General features: G+C 42.5%; 12 protein-coding genes. 3 read left to right on the forward strand and 9 right to left on the reverse strand.

Going from position 1 to position 18,538, the window contains the following annotated elements:
• Nucleotides 1-762 precede the first annotated feature (762 nt).
• From EII14_RS02590 to EII14_RS02600, 3 genes are all read left to right on the forward strand, one after another.
• The gene (locus EII14_RS02590) at nt 763-1,224 is read left to right on the forward strand and encodes a type I restriction enzyme HsdR N-terminal domain-containing protein (RefSeq protein WP_124931011.1); all 462 of its coding nucleotides are present in this window, start codon (nt 763-765) and stop codon (nt 1,222-1,224) included.
• 106 nt (nt 1,225-1,330) lie between these two features.
• The gene (locus EII14_RS02595; protein ID WP_124931012.1) at nt 1,331-3,043 is read left to right on the forward strand and encodes a PNGase F N-terminal domain-containing protein; all 1,713 of its coding nucleotides are present in this window, start codon (nt 1,331-1,333) and stop codon (nt 3,041-3,043) included.
• A gap of 108 nt (nt 3,044-3,151) precedes the next feature.
• The gene (locus EII14_RS02600) at nt 3,152-5,362 is read left to right on the forward strand and encodes a GH92 family glycosyl hydrolase (RefSeq protein ID WP_124931013.1); all 2,211 of its coding nucleotides are present in this window, start codon (nt 3,152-3,154) and stop codon (nt 5,360-5,362) included.
• Nucleotides 5,363-5,898: 536 nt separating this feature from the next.
• Here the strand turns inward: EII14_RS02600 and EII14_RS02605 are convergent.
• The 9 genes from EII14_RS02605 to EII14_RS02645 all read right to left on the reverse strand — a co-directional run bounded on the left by EII14_RS02605 (nt 5,899) and on the right by EII14_RS02645 (nt 18,520).
• Nucleotides 5,899-6,447, reverse strand: a complete 549-nt coding sequence (locus tag EII14_RS02605; protein WP_124931014.1) for a hypothetical protein — start codon at nt 6,445-6,447, stop codon at nt 5,899-5,901.
• Nucleotides 6,448-6,539: 92 nt separating this feature from the next.
• The gene (locus tag EII14_RS02610; protein WP_124931015.1) at nt 6,540-9,257 is read right to left on the reverse strand and encodes an immunoglobulin domain-containing protein; all 2,718 of its coding nucleotides are present in this window, start codon (nt 9,255-9,257) and stop codon (nt 6,540-6,542) included.
• A gap of 61 nt (nt 9,258-9,318) precedes the next feature.
• The gene (locus EII14_RS02615; protein ID WP_124931016.1) at nt 9,319-9,960 is read right to left on the reverse strand and encodes a hypothetical protein; all 642 of its coding nucleotides are present in this window, start codon (nt 9,958-9,960) and stop codon (nt 9,319-9,321) included.
• Nucleotides 9,957-10,595: a hypothetical protein gene (locus tag EII14_RS02620; protein WP_124931017.1), complete on the reverse strand. Its 639-nt coding sequence runs from the start codon at nt 10,593-10,595 to the stop codon at nt 9,957-9,959. The genes EII14_RS02615 and EII14_RS02620 overlap by 4 nt, the downstream gene beginning before the upstream one ends.
• 107 nt (nt 10,596-10,702) lie before the next feature.
• Nucleotides 10,703-13,774, reverse strand: coding sequence for a T9SS type A sorting domain-containing protein (locus tag EII14_RS02625; protein WP_124931018.1), 3,072 nt, complete (start codon nt 13,772-13,774; stop codon nt 10,703-10,705).
• An 11-nt stretch (nt 13,775-13,785) separates the two neighbouring features.
• Nucleotides 13,786-14,700, reverse strand: coding sequence for a hypothetical protein (locus EII14_RS02630; protein ID WP_124931019.1), 915 nt, complete (start codon nt 14,698-14,700; stop codon nt 13,786-13,788).
• Nucleotides 14,701-14,751: 51 nt separating this feature from the next.
• Nucleotides 14,752-15,864 (reverse strand): hypothetical protein, encoded by a 1,113-nt coding sequence (locus EII14_RS02635; protein WP_124931020.1) that lies wholly within the window; start codon nt 15,862-15,864, stop codon nt 14,752-14,754.
• On the reverse strand, nt 15,861-17,456 hold the full coding sequence (locus EII14_RS02640) for a hypothetical protein (RefSeq protein WP_124931021.1): 1,596 nt from the start codon (nt 17,454-17,456) through the stop codon (nt 15,861-15,863). Before EII14_RS02640 ends, EII14_RS02635 begins: the two co-directional genes overlap by 4 nt.
• Before the next feature lie 53 nt (nt 17,457-17,509).
• A complete protein-coding gene (locus EII14_RS02645) occupies nt 17,510-18,520 on the reverse strand; it encodes a FimB/Mfa2 family fimbrial subunit (RefSeq protein WP_158608296.1) in 1,011 nt (336 codons plus the stop codon).
• Nucleotides 18,521-18,538: the final 18 nt, after the last annotated feature.

Genomic DNA, 18,538 nt, shown 5'->3' on the forward strand with positions numbered 1-18,538 from the left:
GGGGCATCAAAAGTTTTTTAGGAGGAGTAATGGCGCATCATGCGGGCTTCTCCCATGTGTTTTTCGCAAAAATGTCGAAAAACATACACTGCGCCTTTCATATTGCTGAATTTCAGAGGAATGCGAATGTAGACAGGCGGTATACCAACATACACGGCAAGAAACTAAGCATCTAATACACAAGCGATAAGGAATGTAGACAGATTTATCGAAAACCTACACAGCCTACATGGTTGGGAGTTCGGACAGCTGCACGCCTTCCCGATGCAGTGTGTAGGCTGTAAAGGCGAATGTAGTTATTCCCTCGTGTTGTCTACATTCGCAACAATCTATATATCTGACACTTAACAAAGGAAGTGTAGACAATGTAGATAAAAAGAAGAAAAACTCTTGGTAAAGGGAGGGAAAGCCGTTTTTTCACGCAGAAAGGTTGCAGCTCCTCTTCGGTTTGTCCGAATATGCTTTGAATGGTTGTAGCGAATTTTAGCCAAGGAGTAGTGAAAACGGAGTAACGAGTAGAAATTTCTACCTCTGACCTAAATTCCACAACTTCCTATCGGGTGTTCTTCCCGGTGATGCAGCCCTTCGGCCTTTGTCAGGAAAGTTTTTTCCACTTCTACTGCTTGGTTGCTCTTTGCCTTCAAGAAGAGAAGGGAACTTATGAGGGGCTTATGGCGGTTTTACGACAGTTTCACCGCCTCATGCCCGGCATTGATCGTGAGGGTTTTGTGTCATTTCGGCTTTTATTCGTATTTTTGCGGCATGACATTTCCCAAGCTCAACCTTCCGTCGGTCGAACTGCGGCTTCGACAAAATTCCGCGGGTCGCACACTGGTTTTCGATCCGCTGCGCCGGCGTTTTGTCACCCTCACGGCCGAAGAGTGGGTGCGGCAGCATTTCGTGCATTTTCTCATGACCGATCGTGGTTATCCAAGTGCTCTCTTGGGCAACGAGGTGGGTTTGACGGTGGGCGGTGTTGCACGCCGTTGCGACAGCGTTTTGTTTTCCCGACAAGGGGGAGAACCCCGCGTCATCGTCGAATACAAAGCCCCGCACATCGCCATTTCGCAAGAGGTTTTCACACAAATCCAAAGCTACAACAGCGTGCTGCGCGCCGACTATTTGATCGTGAGCAACGGACTGCGCCATTTTTGTTGCCGCATGGACTATTCGCGCCATTGCGCCACGTTTCTGCCACACATACCGCACTATCGCGATCTGTAAATCCGCTCTGCATGCTTGCCGAAGAGATTATTTGCCGGAAGATTTGCCGAAGTGAAAGGAATATCGTACATTTGACGCATCTTTTACAACACCAAATCCTTATACTATGAAACACAACATCATTCGCTTCCTGCTGCCCATGGCGGCACTTTTTTCCTTGTCGGCGGCAGCCCAAGTGAAAATGTCCAAACTGCTCAAAGCCGAGGGCGTTGAGGTGGTCTACCAATCCTCAGACAAAGGCAAGCCGCTCTCGCCACGCACCATTTTGCAGTCAAAAGCCCATGAGGTGGCCGTGTTTTCCGAAACGGGCAACAACGCCTCTCCCACCTCAGAGGCCGAAGCCAGACACCGTGCCGTAATCAAAACCTATCTCGACCTGAACTCCTCGCAGGCCACGCTCGTGGCCGACATGCCCGACGGAAAAACAGCTTCGGCCGTGACCGCATTCTCGCAAAACGAAGCCGATTTCAAAGAGATCGGACGCGAAAAAATATTGGGCATTTCCTGTCGGGTTGTGCGCACCGTGCTCAACTCCAACACCTACGACCTTTGGGTGGCCGAGGGCTTGCCCTTCCGCGGAACGCCGCAATACATGCTCGGCGTGCCGCGCGGTTTGGTGCTCAAAATCGTGCGCAACGGCGACCGCGTGCAACAAGCCGTGAGCCTCACCCCAAAAAGTTTGAATACACCCCTGCTGCCCTCCCAACGCGGTCGTCAAATGCCCACGGCCGAATTTCAGCATGCCCTCCGTCAGAGCCGCGTCATCAATGTCCGCGTGTTTGAAGAGGAGCGCGTTTGCTTCGACGGCAGCAAGTTGCCGCGTCCCGACTCCTTGCTCTCCGATCGGGTCTATCGTTGCGGCGGCGGCAGCATCATTCTCAAAAAAGTGAAACTCCCCGCCTCCTCCGCCGGACGCCATGTGTTTGTCGAGTTGGCGCAATATAGCGACGGCGATGCCTACGACCGCACCGGATCGGTATTCATCATTCCCACCGGAAAAGAAAAAACATTTCTCGATGCCATTCATCGCCTGCAAGACGTTCCGGCCTTTGAAAGCAACGGAGAGGCCTACCACGGCCTTGTTTCCACTCCGCTCTACGACGCCCCAATGGAGCTGATGCGTTTCATCACCGGTTTCGGCGTGAGAAAATTCAACCACGTTAAAGTGCCGGGACAAACGTGGGTGGACTCCGTCGTCTACAAAACCGACGTCACCGCCCTCTCCGATCGTCTGCAAGGCGAAGTTTGGGTGGGAGCCTATATCGGAAACTGGGACAAGAATGGCCATAAAGTCAGTCTTACCTTAAAGTTTCACCCCTCAGGCTCAGACGCACAGCCGCGAGTGTTGCCGCTGTTCAACACGGTCAACTATTTGGAACAGGCCGGACAGCCCTACCCCGAGTTTTTGGGCAAAGACTCGTTGCGAGTGAAGTTTCGTCTTGACCAAAGCGTGGAACGAGCCACCTTGTTCTATCTCACCACCGGCCATGGCGGTTGGGGCGGCGGTGATGAGTTCAACCCCAAACCCAACACCATTATGCTCGACGGTCGAAAGGTGATCGAATTTGTGCCTTGGCGCGACGACTGCGGCACCTATCGCAACATGAACCCCTGCACCGGCAATTTCGACAACGGGCTTTCTTCCAGCGATTACAGTCGTTCCAATTGGTGCCCGGCCAGCGTCACCAACCCCGAATATATCCCTCTCGGCGCACTCGAAGCCGGAGAACACGAAATCGTCATCAAAATTCCACAAGGACAACGCGAAGGAGCCAGCATCAGCTACTGGTGTCTGTCCGGCACGCTCATCTGCCACTGATGCCCCACCCCGCCATTGCTTCGCCGTGCGGCCGCAGACAAACATCTGTCTGCCGTACTCCTGCGACCGATTTCATTTTTTGAAAAACACCTTCAATACCTTTCAACCATGAATCTGAAACGATCTTCCCTCCTCTTGGCATGGGCGATTTCGCTCGTCGCCCTTGCCGGCAACTACACCCGTTTTGTCGATCCCTTCATCGGGACGGCTGCCACCGGACACACTTTCCCCGGTGCCACCACGCCTTTCGGACTTGTGCAACCCGGCCCGGCAACGGGTGTCGTAGGTTGGCAATACTGCTCCGAATACATCAACAGCGACACCACCATTTGGGGCTTCACCCAAACCCACCTCAACGGCACGGGATGCACCGATTTGGGCGACGTGCTCATCATGCCCTTCACCGGATCCGTGGGACAGGGCGTCGATATGTCCCAATGGGGTTGGAGCAACGAGAAGCTCAACCCCTATGGAAGTCGCAAAAACCATGAAACGGCACGCCCCGGCTACTATGCCGTCACCCTTGCCGACCACGGCGTGCGCACCGAAATCACCGCAACGCCCCGTGTGGCCTACTACCGGCACACATTTCTGCCGGCCGACACCACCGGGCTGTACATAGACCTGCAACACGGGCCGGCGTGGAACTGGGAGCAGTTCAACTCCTTTGTGCTCGAAAGCTCCTTGCAGCAAGACGACGCCCACACCCTCAGCGGACACATTCGTCGCAAAATGTGGGTGGAAAAAGACATTTATTTCGTCATCAAATTCTCCCAACCCCTCCAATCCATTCGCCGCTTCGAGAAGCAGAAAGGGCACCGAGGCGAGCGCGCCGTGTTGCACTTCTCCCTCCCCGCCGACGGGCGTTTGGAGATGAAGGTGTCCGTGTCGTCCGTTTCGGTCGAGGGAGCACGCCGCAATCTTGCCGCCGAACTTCCGCAATGGAATTTCGAAAGCACAGCCCAAGCTGCCGATTCCGAGTGGGATCGCATGCTATCGCGCATTGAAGTGAGCGGCACGCCCCGACAACTCAAAAACTTCTACACCGGTTTCTATCACGCCCTCATACAGCCCAACAACATTGCCGACGTCGATGGCACCTATCGCGACACACGCGGCAACATCGCCAAGGCCGAGGGCAACGGCGAAATGTTCTCCACGCTCTCCATTTGGGACACCTATCGCGCCGCACACCCCTTCTACACTCTCTTCGTGCCCGAAAAAGTCGATCCCTTCGTGCGCTCCATGATTGCACAGGGCGAAAGTCAAGGCTATCTGCCGATTTGGGCACTTTGGGGCAAGGAAACACACACCATGATCGGCAACCACGCCGTCAGCGTCATTGCCGAGGCCTACCGAAAAGGATTCAGAGGTTTCGATGCGGAGAGAGCCTACGCCATCGTCCGAAAAACACTCACCGAGAGCCATCCGGAGAAAACAAACTGGGAAATCTACAATCGCTACGGCTACTACCCCTATGACTCGATCAAGTTGGAGAGCGTTTCGCAAACCCTCGAAATGACCTACGACGACTATGCCGCCGCCGATTTCGCACGCCGTTTGGGCAAGCAGCAAGACGCACGTTTCTTTGCACGGCGCGCCGACAACTACAAAAACCTCTTCGACCGCTCCACGGGATTCATGCGTCCCAAAGACTCCAAAGGCCGCTGGCGCACGCCCTTCCACCCCGATGCAGTCGGACATGCCGAGAGCGGAGCGGGCGACTACACCGAGGGCAACGCGTGGCAATACACGTGGCACGTGCAACACGACATTCCCGGACTGATCGCACTGATGGGAGGAAAAACGCCATTTCTCAGAAAACTCGACAGCCTCTTCATCATCGAACTCACCAAAACCTTCCTCCCCGACGTGACTGGATTGATCGGACAATATGCCCACGGCAACGAACCTTCCCACCACGTGGCCTACCTCTACGCCATGGCCGGCCGGCCCGAACGCACTCACGAACTGGTGCGTCAGATCTGCGAAACACAATATCGTCCCGCCCCCGACGGCCTTTGCGGCAACGACGACTGCGGACAGATGTCTGCATGGTACATGTTTTCCGCCATGGGCTTCTATCCCGTAGACCCCGTCAGCGCGCGCTACATCCTCGGTGCGCCCCAAATGTCTCGCTTCATCTTGAACATGGGCGGAGGAAAACGATTTGAAATCGAAGCCAAAAACCTCTCGAAAGAAAACCTCTACGTCAAGGAGGTTTACCTCAATGGACGCCGCCACAAGAAAAACTACATTGAACACACCGATATCTTGCGCGGCGGAAAACTCCTCTTCGTCATGGGGGCGAAACCTTAAAACCTCTCTCCATCATCCTTCAACAGCGGTGTCCGCCCAAACAATTTGGACGGACACCGCTTCTTTCTTCTGCCACTGTCGGACATTACCGTTGTTTTTACAAAAAATGAAGGATTTCAACTCAAAATCTCTAACCTCCTCTAAACTTTACCGGACACCAATAATTCTTAAAGAACAACCACATTCAAAGAGCATTCGGCTCTTTGAATGTGGTTGTTCTTATTGATTTTGAAGGACAAAAGCAATCAACATGAAAGGAAATTGTCCGAAAATTTAATTTTCGGACAATTCTATTTTACCTCCCATAGTAGAACGACAATCTGAGAGGAAGAAAATTTATCTCTGATGCAGTTCAACGGAGCAGCTATGAGAATGCATCAAAAAACTATCCAAGAAAAACCTTTCATTTATTTGATGATATTCCAACGAAAGAGTAATAGCAACAACTTGATCACAATAGCTTTCTCAAAGTTTTTCAGTGCCTTATCTATCAATAGTATTTTCAGAACAAATCTCTCAATTGATAAATCATCTTTCTATGGATGCAAAAACTTCTTGATATCCTCTCGAATTTTGTAAAGCTCGTAATTAAGAGGATAGATACGTACTATTTTTCCCGAACGATCCAAAAGAACTTTATTGAAACCTTGTATTCCTCCCGTAGAATGAAGATCAGCATCTTCTACTACAACTTGAGTCTGCGTATTATACAAATAACTTAAAATGGCATTATCCTTTGAGTTGGGAACAGCAAAACGAGGGTATGAGACCTTACGTTCTTTGGTCAAAAAGTGGCTTTTGCCCCCCCCCGGAAGAATCTCTTCATTCAAGTCGTCGCAAAGAAACTCCAAAACTTGAAAACCTAAATCACCATAACATCTTTGCATATCTTCGAAATCATCACATTGCCATGCATTTACGCTTATGGGAGAGGATTGAACCACTAAAATGACTTTGCCTTGATAATCGGCAAAAGAAATGGTACGTCCATCCATCGTGACAGACGAAAAATCAGAAAAGCCTTGTGCCTCCGCAGTGAAAAAAACAGAAAGAGTAAACAAAAACGAGAAAAAAAACTTACACATAATATTCGTGATTAAGATAAAAAAGAAAATACTGATCGAACGAGAATAGAAAAATTTCCATCTCGTTCGATAAACTTAAAACTCTCTTTCCTTTAAAGGGCTTTATTCATCAATATCGGATTGACGGGCGCAAAACAAGGAACAACTTGTATGTTGATATATCCCTCATAACTTCTACCACATTTAGGAGGATTCACCACTACCTTATAAAGACCTGACATATTACGTTTAGCATTGGGAATCACAGGATTTTGTAAATTAGAAGTAAATCCATTAGGGCCGGTCCAAGTGTAATTCGTTAACGGTAAGCAGGTTAAACGTATATCATCCCCCACGCAAACAACATCATTGGGTGCTCCCGCAATAGTCAGGTTCGTCAAATCACCAATGGTCAGTTTTTGCGAGAATGTATTACCACAAGCATCGGTTATACGTGCCGTATAAGTTTCTCCGGATGCTCCATATTCAAAAAATGCGATATCATTGGGAGGAATAAGTGTAGGCCAATCCGACGCATTTACTCCGGAAGGACGTTCTATTTTTTGAGTATTCTGAGCGTTCCACAGTTCATAGGTATAAGGCCCTTTTCCCTTCTCTCCTTTGACATAAATCTGCCCCAATGTACTGGTACCCACACAAGAATAAGCAGCCGTATATTCATGTGCCAATTTTACCTGCGGACGTTTGAAATCAATCGTTGCAGTAGCCAAAGGGCAGGTTTTACCATAAGCACAAATACCTAAACTGTAAACCCCTTCTTTAGTCAGAAGAATTTCTTGTCCGGAACTGGAAGAATTATGAGAGTACCCACCTTCGGGGCCGGCTGTAATGCGAAAATCAGTCCCATGTTGAGAACCTTCATAAGTAATTACTCCTTTTGGAAGAATACGCAAAGTGGAGCAATCTTCTGTCTGTGTATAACTAAAATCACGATAATTATAAAATCCTTTGTGTTTTATATTATACACTTTCACAACATTACAAGGGTCTGTTACCGTCAAAGTATAATCCCCTTCCGGAAGATACATTTCATCAAAATACACATATGTGCTGCTACTTGAGGTGGTTTGTTGTTTCTGATAAATACCATTTGGTCCTCGTAACTCAAAAGTCGTTCCCATTTTAATAGCCTTGTAATCTGTCCTATTTGCTCGTGGTTGAGCATGATCTATCAAGCATGAATTTATTGAATTCGCTCCCAGACCTATCATATATTCTTCTTGTGGTGTAGGAACCGTGATTTCTGAATAGTAATGCCTATCCGGAAATTGAGGAATATCGAAACGTATCTCATATTTTCGGTCATACTGTAATTTACAACTCTCTGTATTACGCGGGATATTATCACATATCAATTGTTCCAATCCCACGCCTTTACCCTTGGTAATGTCATAAACCGCATAAACAACTCCTGCGCAATTGCTGTTTCCTAAATCAGTAGTAACATGATATCCATCGCAAAGATATCTATAAGAAGTAGATATGGTTCTATTAAACCTTAATATATTACTGGAATTACCATAAAGACGTATATTGATACCATTTGCATCAGTAACTTTCAAGTAATAGTCTTTTTCATACTCTAAATTAGCCGGTGTAGTGGATTGATTATACCCAAGGATATCAACTTCGTGATAAACTGGTCCCGAATCAGATGTTCCTTTATAAAAAACGGCATGAAGGGGAAAACAATAATTTCCATCATAATCCTGCCAAGGACGAACAGTGTATTCATAAATTTCGCATTTAGACACTCCATTATAAGTTACAGTTCCAGGTTTAATATACAATGAATATTTACGAGTATTAGCAGTACATTCTTTATGTCTAATATAAAGATTGAGTGTATATTCATTATTAGAACTCTGAGGATAAAAATCACTGATCTTATATGGAGACATATTAAAAGCATAAACTGCATCATCTTTTTTCAATGTTTGCCAATTGTTCGGTTGTTGCCCGAACTTCGCCAGTCCGATCTGAAACATCCCATTCTCAAGAGCAGTTAAATAAGCCGGCCTTGATGTATAAAATTCAGGCTTAACTTTATTTGATACATGTATCAGGTTACAATCCGTATTATTCAGATTGGGTCTAATCATATAAAGACCTTCCGTATATAAAGGCGGAACCTCTCCAAGTGCAGTTATATCCAAATTAACAGTTGCGGTATAGCACTGCTGATCACTGACTTCCACGATATACTTTCCTGCCGGATATTTCTTGAAAGGAAAAGTGTAATTATTTTCATTCTTTTGGGGAGTAATCACAACAGGTGTGGTTATTCCCGATCCGGCTGGTGCAGAAATCATCTTAAATGTATAATTCCCCAAACCTCCGGTTACATTCATAACAATCGTTCCAGAAGCACAATTGGCAAAAGAAGGTAGAGAAAGTTGTTGATTGTAAGAAGCATTGATCAATTCATAATTTCCTCCGACAACAACATTACGAATCATACGGCGAAGTTTCTGTTGGTTATCGCTCTTACACGTTGCGGTAATGACAATATTATAAGTACCAGGAGGGATAGAAGTAAGTAAATTACTCGTTGTAGGAAATATACTAAATCCTCCTTCAGCTTCCGATTCTAAGGAAAAATAATAGTTATAATAATTATCTGCATCCGCACCGGCAGTAATAACTTTAATTTTTCCATCACTTTGACAGACAGAGTTTGTGATCTCTGTGGAAAATTGAATGTCATCACTGGAACAAGAAGTCGTAGGTACCTGTGCCTTTACTACCAATGCAACACAGAAATAAAAGCATACAGCAAGAATACGTAAAGGAAATATAGTGCAATTCATAAAATTGAATATTTTATAAAAATCCGGAAAACAAAAGACCAAAAGCTTTATCTATTATTTGTTAATCCGATATAGGTTTAACACTGAAAAGAATGTTCATAAAGGTACGCTCCGTTGGATTACAATTTGCTTTTACTCTATAAGTGAGCATCCCTTCATTACTTACAGCCACATTCTCGAAAACCTCTGCATCATAGTATACGACAAAAAAGTTCAACAACTCTTTTTCGAATAAAGGTAATGAAGAAGAGTTGTTACTTCGTACAGAAGAAGTAGTTTCTTGAAGAAGGAACTGCTCTTTGTAACGAGCATATAAATCAATCTGATAAAGAGTTGATGCCGTTACATATTCACCGGGTTTTGCATATGTTGGATCCAATGGTAATAAAATCGGAGGCATATAAAACGTCCAACGAGGTTGGGCTATCGCTTTCCCCAATACTCCATTTTTATCCACAAGAAGAGCATTCTTACCTGAGTAAACTGTGCTTGGAGTGGCAGTCAATGCAGGTGTTCCATAATGTTTTTCTCCTATAACGGGAAGATTTCCCACACGCAAAGTTCCTTTCACATGGAGATCTTCCGTGGGCTTATTTGTATTTACTCCGACCAACGTTTGCTGTCCTCTTACAATCAATACTGAAAAAGTTAAGAAGAAAAACAAAAGTACTCCACGGAGAGTATGGCTATTCGTGGTGATCATAAATATCTAATTTTTAAGACAATATTCATATAGGTTTTAGGTGTCTTAACTGCAGAAGATTTGACCTTATAAGTCAAAATACCTGCATTTGTGATCCCGACTTTATCATAAACCTGATTATCAAAGTAGGTAACAAAATAATCCAATTGAGTATTATTAGGAATTACTTGTATATTTTCCGTTGCTCCGGGATTTTTAACCGTATTAGAAACACTCATAGAAAACTGCTCCTTATAAACTTTATACAAATCTATTTGAAACTTATTGGTTCCATTATCAAAAGTTACATTCGTACCTGTCAAAGCATCTGCCTGAATAGGCAAAACGACAGAAGGCATGTAAAAGAAAACCGGTAGCATATGAGTGCTCTTACCCAAAACTCCATTTCCATCCACAACAACAGACGCCCTTGCATTAAAGGTTTGATTTTTGGTTGAAGATGCAGTACCATCAGGCATGGTATATATAGAATTGGTTGCTCCATGAATAGGTAGATTCTCCACACGCATAGTACCGTTCACATGAAGAATTTCTGTGGGATTATATGTATGTATTCCTACCTTATTAACCACTTGTGCCTCTAATGTCAAGGCAGAAAACATCATAATAATATAAGCGAAAAGTTTGAGTCTCATACCTAATAATATTTATATTGTTTCTATTTTTTAATCCAAAGAAGAAGAAATGCTTCTGCAAACCCCAAAGCCTCCTGAGAGCATTTTACAACTCTTCATTTTCTTCTTTAAGGTAATGAATATCTTCGTACAAGCGTTGTTTGTGCATTCGACACACGGATAAGATAAATTCCCCCTGCTTCAAATGTATGCGAATGTCTCCCCTGTGCATTGATAGAAGAAAATACGATACGTTTACCTGATGCATCAAAGACTTCCACATTGGCGTGTTCTTCTCCATAATTAAGGATATTCAAGGTACGATGCTTATCTATACGAATATCAAACGCTTCTAACTGACCTTCATCCGTAGTTGAGGTTATCTTTTTACGCAGAGCAAAACGATTAGGACGATCATAATTATTGGCCGTGAAGCGATAAGTCTCTCCATTGGCGATAGGAGTAGTAGCTCCTGTTAAATGATCTACAAGATAATATTGGCGTCCTTCGGGAATTTCATTCAGCCTAAATCGTAAAAGATAATTCTTTGCTTCATCTCCGGGGATAAATCCTATTTCAGTATCTTTTATTTGAGAATCAGAAGAAACTTGATAGTTTTTATCTTGAAGTGCATACAACTGAGCAGCCCCGGCAACAAAGAGTTTCTCTCCATCATAACCGGAATCATATCCGGAGGTAGTTCCTTCAGCTTCCACAATCCATAGCTTATCAGCTGTTTCCTCACTCTCAACATCAATCATGATGGAGGGGAATGTACGGCTCTGGTTACGATTTTCTGTTGTACTATTCTGTAAATCCTCCCTTTTATAGGTCAAAGATCCTATACCGGTTGCTTTCACCATAAAAGCAGACATAGAAGGGATTTCTTTAGGCATTTCAGGTAGATGACCAACTAAATTTATTGGTACGACATGCGTATATTGGCCACGCGAAGAACCAAAAGTAGAATGTCCATTATTCGTTTTCCAATCCTCACGACTACCAGTATTAAAGAGGTAGATTTCTTTCGCCACCGCACCAGTAAACTTTATCTCTGAGATTTTCATTGCTGCTGTATAAGGATTGGCAAAGATATTCATGTCATTATAATTGACTGGCTGTGTTTCTCCATTTGCACTAAATGTGACCTCATTATCTAAGAAGAGATTACCATAAAAACGATGAGTGGTTGGAGCAGGTTGAGTTATTTGATAAGCTATTTTAGGAGTTAAAAATTCAGTAGCAGAAGCAAGCTCCTCCCATTTCTCATCAAAATCATTATTTTTGGTACGATTATATTTTCTTATCCACGTACCGGAAGCCAATTTATCGGCAGAAAATCCTAATACAGGAACTCCAAAATATTGCCAAGAAGCCTCTTGTTTCTTTCTATTTCCATCAGAAGATTTTGCATATAGCTCAACAACAGCCTTGAAATCAGAGATATTTTTATCTAATATCAATGTACCATTGGGTTTTCCTGCTTCTGCTTTAATAATCGTTCGATAAGCCAAATCTGCCTGTCCTGCATAAGGTCCTTCTGTAACACCTCCTAAATTTGCCGAACCTTCCATATATAAAGAGGTACCCGGCTTTACCACCAAAACTTTCGCCTTTTCACTATGATTGACGTATTGATTGATTTTTCTTTCTGCGTCGGTATGCAAATCACGTATAGCCGAAGATCCAAAATTGGCAACTGTTGCAAAGACTACATCTGCTTCACTTTTATCTGCTAAGTTATCAAATTCACCCGGCAATGTCGGGGGTACAAATTTGCCGGTCCAGTTTTCAGGATTGGCCCATTCATTACTAACATATCCATACCAATAATTGGCATAATTTAATGTAATCGTATTTGTACGATAGAAACGAGTATTTAAGGTTCTACTTGTTCCGTCTCCCAAAGTATTCGTGCTCAGATGAGCAAAATAAACATCTTTATCCGGAGAAAGGTTTCCAGCAGGTTGTCCTAAGACATCACTAAATCCTGTTGTATAAGTAGACTGTTCAGCATTACCACGCTCAAAACTTTCAAGCGGGAAGGGAAAAGCTTCTGTTGTCATAGCAGCAAAGATGCGTCTATTCGTACCAATACCTCTAATAAAAGTAAACTTTCCGTTTTCTTCTTGGTAATAACTGGGATCAAGCAGTTCATATTTATCCGTCGCGGCATCTTTCTCTATATACCAACGAAAAGTAGTCTGTTTTTGTGCACCGGAAATACCAATAGCCAACAACTGAGAGCTCAAATCTATTTGTTCTCTAAGCCCATAATTATCTTTGGGAAGTTTGTAACGTTCCTGCAAAGTATAGTAATAGTTCTGTGGAAGAACAGGTCTTTCCGAATTATTTGCTCTCGGTAAAGTCGGTAAAGTAGAAATATTCAACCTATTGACAGTCAAATTTATTTTGGTATCATTTTGTCCTTTGGTTACATATAACTGTGTGGGATTTGCATAAGCTGCGGCATTTCCCCCCACGAAAATTTTCCGATCCAAAGTATTGAAAGCCGTTGGAAGAGAAACCTCTTTCAATAAATTCTTAGAAAGATCCAAAAAAGAAATCTTAGATAGATTTTGCACCCAAGCAGCTTCCAATTTATTTTCAGATGCATATAATTCGTCAAGCTTATTAGTAGATTCCAATCCCAACTTCAATAAACCATTATTATTGATCTTGAAAGTTTGAAGATTCGGCATAGTAGGTATAGTATATGTCGTATTGGTTCTCCACAATTCATTATGTCCTAAGTCAACATAACGAAGAGCGGTAGCTTTCTTTAAATCAGCACGTATCAGTTTCTGATTTGTTGCGACAAGTTTCCAAACTCCGTTTTCACCCATTATTCTGATTTTTTTATCAGTGCCAAGATTAAAAGATAAAGTCGTCTCTTCCGTCAAATTCACCATTTGACAGCTTTTTACTCCACCTTCTTCCCACTCTATAAAAAGGATCGGCCAATGCATGTGATTAACTGCGGTACGATCTTCAGGTGCGAGAGTTATCTGAACCGGATTCGTTGAATTATAAAAATACAATGTAAATCGTTCATCTTGCTCCCAAGTATTGGAACTTTGTGCCTCTCCTATCAACGGCCAAAACATCGCTATAAGAAAGCCATAGACAGCAAAGCCCTTAAAACTCATCGACAGTTTTAAGAGATAATAAAACAACTGTTGTATATTTCTAAATAACATAGTTTTCTTCCTTAATTGAGCCAAATGTTGTTGTTCAGATCTTCAGTAACAATGGGAGTAATCTCTTTGTTTCTCTGAATCTGTCCATAACTTGTAGAATAGGGGGTACTCACTCCAATACGTAATTTAAGTGTCTCAACGACTCCTCTTTTAAGATGTGTAATGACAAAATGCGTCATTCCATGAGCATCGGGAGAGCGGAAAGCCGGATTGGAAACAAAATGCTCTGGAAGATACACTGTGCCTTTATTGTTGGATAATTGATAAGTGAGATACGGATAATTCGCAGTTTCTTTCTTATTCTTCAAATCATAATTATCAATAGGGCCTCCTATTGCGAATTTTGCAGGTATATTTTCCAGCGTTATTTTCTGTATTGTCAAACCGGCAAACACTCCTGTTGTAAAGTCATAGTTGACTTTTGCGAACAATCTTTTCAGTTTCACTTGTTCTTGGCTCAAAACAGCTCCTTGAACCGTTACATCTCGAAGAGTAGCTGCCATCACTATAGATTTATCAGGAGGATTTGAAGCATATCCTCTTAAATAATCTGCCGTATTCAAATGTAAAGCATTAAAATCAGATTCCGTACCGGCAGCTCCGATACGTGTTTGGTCTTCTTGTTTAAGGTTTGCAACAAAAAAGAAATTTTTCTTCCCTATAAAGCTATTGATATTAAAAGTTGCTACTGCTCCATCATAGGTGGCCAATGACGAACCAGCTAACACAATATTATCAACAAAATCCTCTTTATGAGTATTATCTTTATTGATTTGATCAGATGTCCCATGTGCTCTCACTCGAAAAGAAACGGTCATTTTTTCTTGTGAGTTATTGTTTGATGTCAATTCCTCTTCTTCCGCTGTACAAGCCGAAATAGCAAAGGTACAGAAACCATAAAATATAAAGTTAAAAATCTGCTTCATGACTTCTTTTTATTTGAAAGACACTATTCCTCTTCTTTCCAAGTCTAAGGTTTATTTTTCCCAAGGAACAACCGTAAAGTTAAAAGTAAGAAGCTGTGCTCCTTCCGCAGTTGGTGCTCCGGCTCCGAAAATCACAGCATGGATCGTGTAATGGTAATTCCGAACGATTTTTCGTGGCATCACCAATCGATAAAAATTCGTAATAGGTGTTGTATTAAATTCCTCTTCCCCACCAGCAGGAGGTGGAAAAATCCCTATTGATTTCGCAAAATCTTTACCCAATATAGCAGGAAGTTCCAACATGATATATGGGGAGGTTACGGAAGTTGTATTCACGTAAGGATCTTCCAAGTCATACTCATTGATATATGCCGTAATCTTAGTTGTAGCTTGTGGAACAGGCAGTGTGGTCCGTTGAATGATCGTTCGCGGACGTTCAATTCTCTTTATAATATTTTTCAGCGTTGTTTGAGGAGAAAGATAGGTAGTACCACTAAAATCTTTCATTGTATAATATCCTCTTTGAAATTCGTTATCAGGTACGAGTTTATTCCACTCATAATGTAGGATAATATCAACCTTAGCTACGGCTCTTTCCATCAAAACACGAATAGTGTTTTCTTGATCAGGATTGGGAATATCTACTGCTGTCACTTGCTTTTCTGCAAACATTACGAGAGGTGTTCCCAAATCGTCTATGGCATTTTGTTGTGCAAAAAGTGCTTTTATTTGAGTTACCGTTTGAACATCATCTTCTTCAAGACGAGTTCTAAGAGATTGAGGTAAATTTGCGATGACTATTATAGTTTTGCTCAATGCATTTTCTGCCAATATGGGTAATACGACGGTATTGGTAGATTTATCTTGATTTTTCCATTTACTATTATCATCATTCACCACATCATATAGCATGGCATACTTTTGCAGCCCCGGAAACTTTATTTTATTTCCCGCAGCATTAAAGAACATCACATCAATGGTGTTCACTTGACGTTCCTCGATAGTACCGATTGACTTGACTTCAATATCTTTATAATCGTCAAACGCCAAACTAACGAGCAATCTCCCCTCTCTGTTCTCTTCGATATTAAAGTCCTTTTCGCAAGCGGCAAAGACTAAGCCGACAGCAAAGAGAGCTATGATCGTGGCAAAATTCTTTATCATAGTTCTTGTTTCTTTATCGTATAGACGACTTTATTATTGAACTTAATTAATATCACAGGACTATTCTGTGAAGGTGTCGAAGTAACATTAAGTGTATAATCGGTATGTGTCTGATAAGCAGGGTTCACATGTGAAGCCTGTGTCAGTGGAACCGTAGTCCCCGTTTGTGTAAATTGCAGGTTCTGTCCTATAGCTGCTACTAATTTTACATCGAACTGTATAGGAGAATTTTGTTTAGACGTGACAATCCGTACTTTCTGAGGATTTTTAGTAAAAGTAGGATCTTCTATCCAAACATTATAATAATCTCCGACATAAACAGCATACGCTTCATCTACCCATGGCTTCACGTCATAATTCAAGTAGAACTTATACCCACGCTCTTCTGCAGTGATGTCATAGAAGTTATTTCTCAACACAGAGTAACGAGAATAACGCGTTGCGGCATCCGGCAACGTAAAGAAAGTATTATTTCCCGTTTCCGGAGGATTATTCCAATTTTGATGATCTATGGAAGACTTATAATAAGGTGTTCCGGTATTGTTATAGAAACGCCATACCATAGCCCCTGCCGGATTTAAGCCGACAGCATTTTCGCCACTTGCAAAAGCACGAAGGTGCTCCGGCACATAAAGTGTTGTCACATAGTCATAATAAGTTGTAAGCCCACTGATCGGATCTAAAGAAGGAGTCGTGTAAATCGCTTCTGAATGATTTACAGCTCCAGCACTCTCTACAACATATTCTTGTTTAGCATCGGATGCTGTGCCATAGAAATCCGACGTATAATATTTCCCAGGAAGAAAACTCAGACTCTTGAAATAAGGATTTACAAAGAGCGAAAAATATGAGGGAACTTCGCCTAATGCTAATTTTTCAAAATTCTGCAGCTGTTTAAACTTCAAACGAGTTGCTTTCATTTGCCCTAGTTCGTTCTCTTCTACATAAGCCACTTCTTTAAGCGTCAATTTGATTTTAGCCAAAGTTCTAATAAAGTCCACTACTTCATCTCCCTCTGCAATAAAATGCTGAGGGTCAGTTTGTGTACCTTTACCATTTCTAGTCGATTCCACATTCACATTGAAATAGGCTTGCGTGAGAAGCATAGGATATTCAAGCGTCGGCTTAAAATTAGGACGATAGGGCAAATGTGTAAACGCTTTATTTGTATAAAGTTCTGTTTTATTGGCTATTGCTTGCAGTTGGGTCGTAAGACTCCAAGAATCTTCATTTGCAATAAAGAAAAAATCTCGAAATCCCGGAGAAATAGCAAAGGGAGAATGCCAAACGGAATTTTCTCCGACTGGTTGATTTTTGAAGTCAGTATGTTGATGACGTACATTGTAAATAACCTCACCTGTTTGACTATCACAAATAATCAACCGTACGGAATTGATTCGTTCTTCAGCATCATTTTGTGGCGATCTCACATCTTTGAAATTGACAGAGGTCGACATATATATATTCTCCGGCTTTTCGACCTCTTTCTCAGGCTCATAGTCATATTGACAAGAAGACCAAATTCCTCCCATTAGAACTACGAATAGTCCCATATTCAGGATGCGGTGTTTGAGTCGGATTTCTAATTTCATACTACAATTAGGCCTTACGGACCTTGATTTATTTCGGTGAAAATTGTTCTTGTTTAGTCTCCAAGTTCTAGACTATAACTATGTACTTGCCAATCTTCTACAAAAATTGCCCAACAAACATAGTCGTAGCAATTGGCGCATTTATCTCTGATCTTAAATTTGACTTGAAAGTCATTTTGACAATTAAAATTGAAATGTTCACCACTTTCAGCAGCTTTCTTTACAGCTTCTTGCAAGATAGAGCCATATAAGCTACCATTCCACATGACATCACCTGTTTTAAGATTTTTCAAGGTAATGATACCCTCATGATCAGTTTGAAAATCTTTGAGTGTAAAAGTGGCAAAGGCAGATTTTTCTGTATATCTAATTTGTGCAGGATACTGATAATGTTCTTTTTTCAAATCAGCATTCCCCGCATAATCCGCGGCATATCTGTTTGATTTAATCTCTATACCAAAATCTTTGGGTTCTGCTTTTCGAGCTTTTGATTTAAGTATCGACTCGTCAAGTTCAATTGTGATATTTATTCTGCTTGTTTTCTCCAAGAGGTTTACCGCTGCATGATTATAGAAACTACCGACTTCGCTGACTTCGGGAAGTTCTACAAAATTTCTTCCGCTACCTCCTTGCCAAATTTTTTGTCCATCCAAGCTCCTCAGAAGCATAGGTGCCTTTTTTTTCAGCGAAAGGAAAATATCTTTTTTTGTAGTGAGCCCGGGCTTGCCCTCTTGAAGTTCAAAATTATCATCAAGATTGACCCATGCCATGAATTCATACTTGCCACTTTTGAGTGGCATTAAATATTCGTAATCTTTCGTTAATTGAGGCTTTTTTAGCATCGTCTGCCCTGCCAATACCCCATTGTCGTCAAAGGCAAAGAGGTGAAGCCGATCAACATCCCCAAGATAAGAAGAGTCTTCCGCACAGATGTTTTTACTATAAAACTTCACGTACACTCCTTGGGGACAATCGGCCAAGTCATCGTGAAACAAGTCATTACAACTTGCCATGAAAAAGCCTAAAACACACAAGCAAGCGGCAGGACGTAAGCTAAATTTCATCTTTGTAGTATTGAGGAG

Origin of the sequence: Alloprevotella sp. OH1205_COT-284 (genome assembly GCF_003859795.1) — a bacterium.
Taxonomy (GTDB): domain Bacteria; phylum Bacteroidota; class Bacteroidia; order Bacteroidales; family Bacteroidaceae; genus Alloprevotella.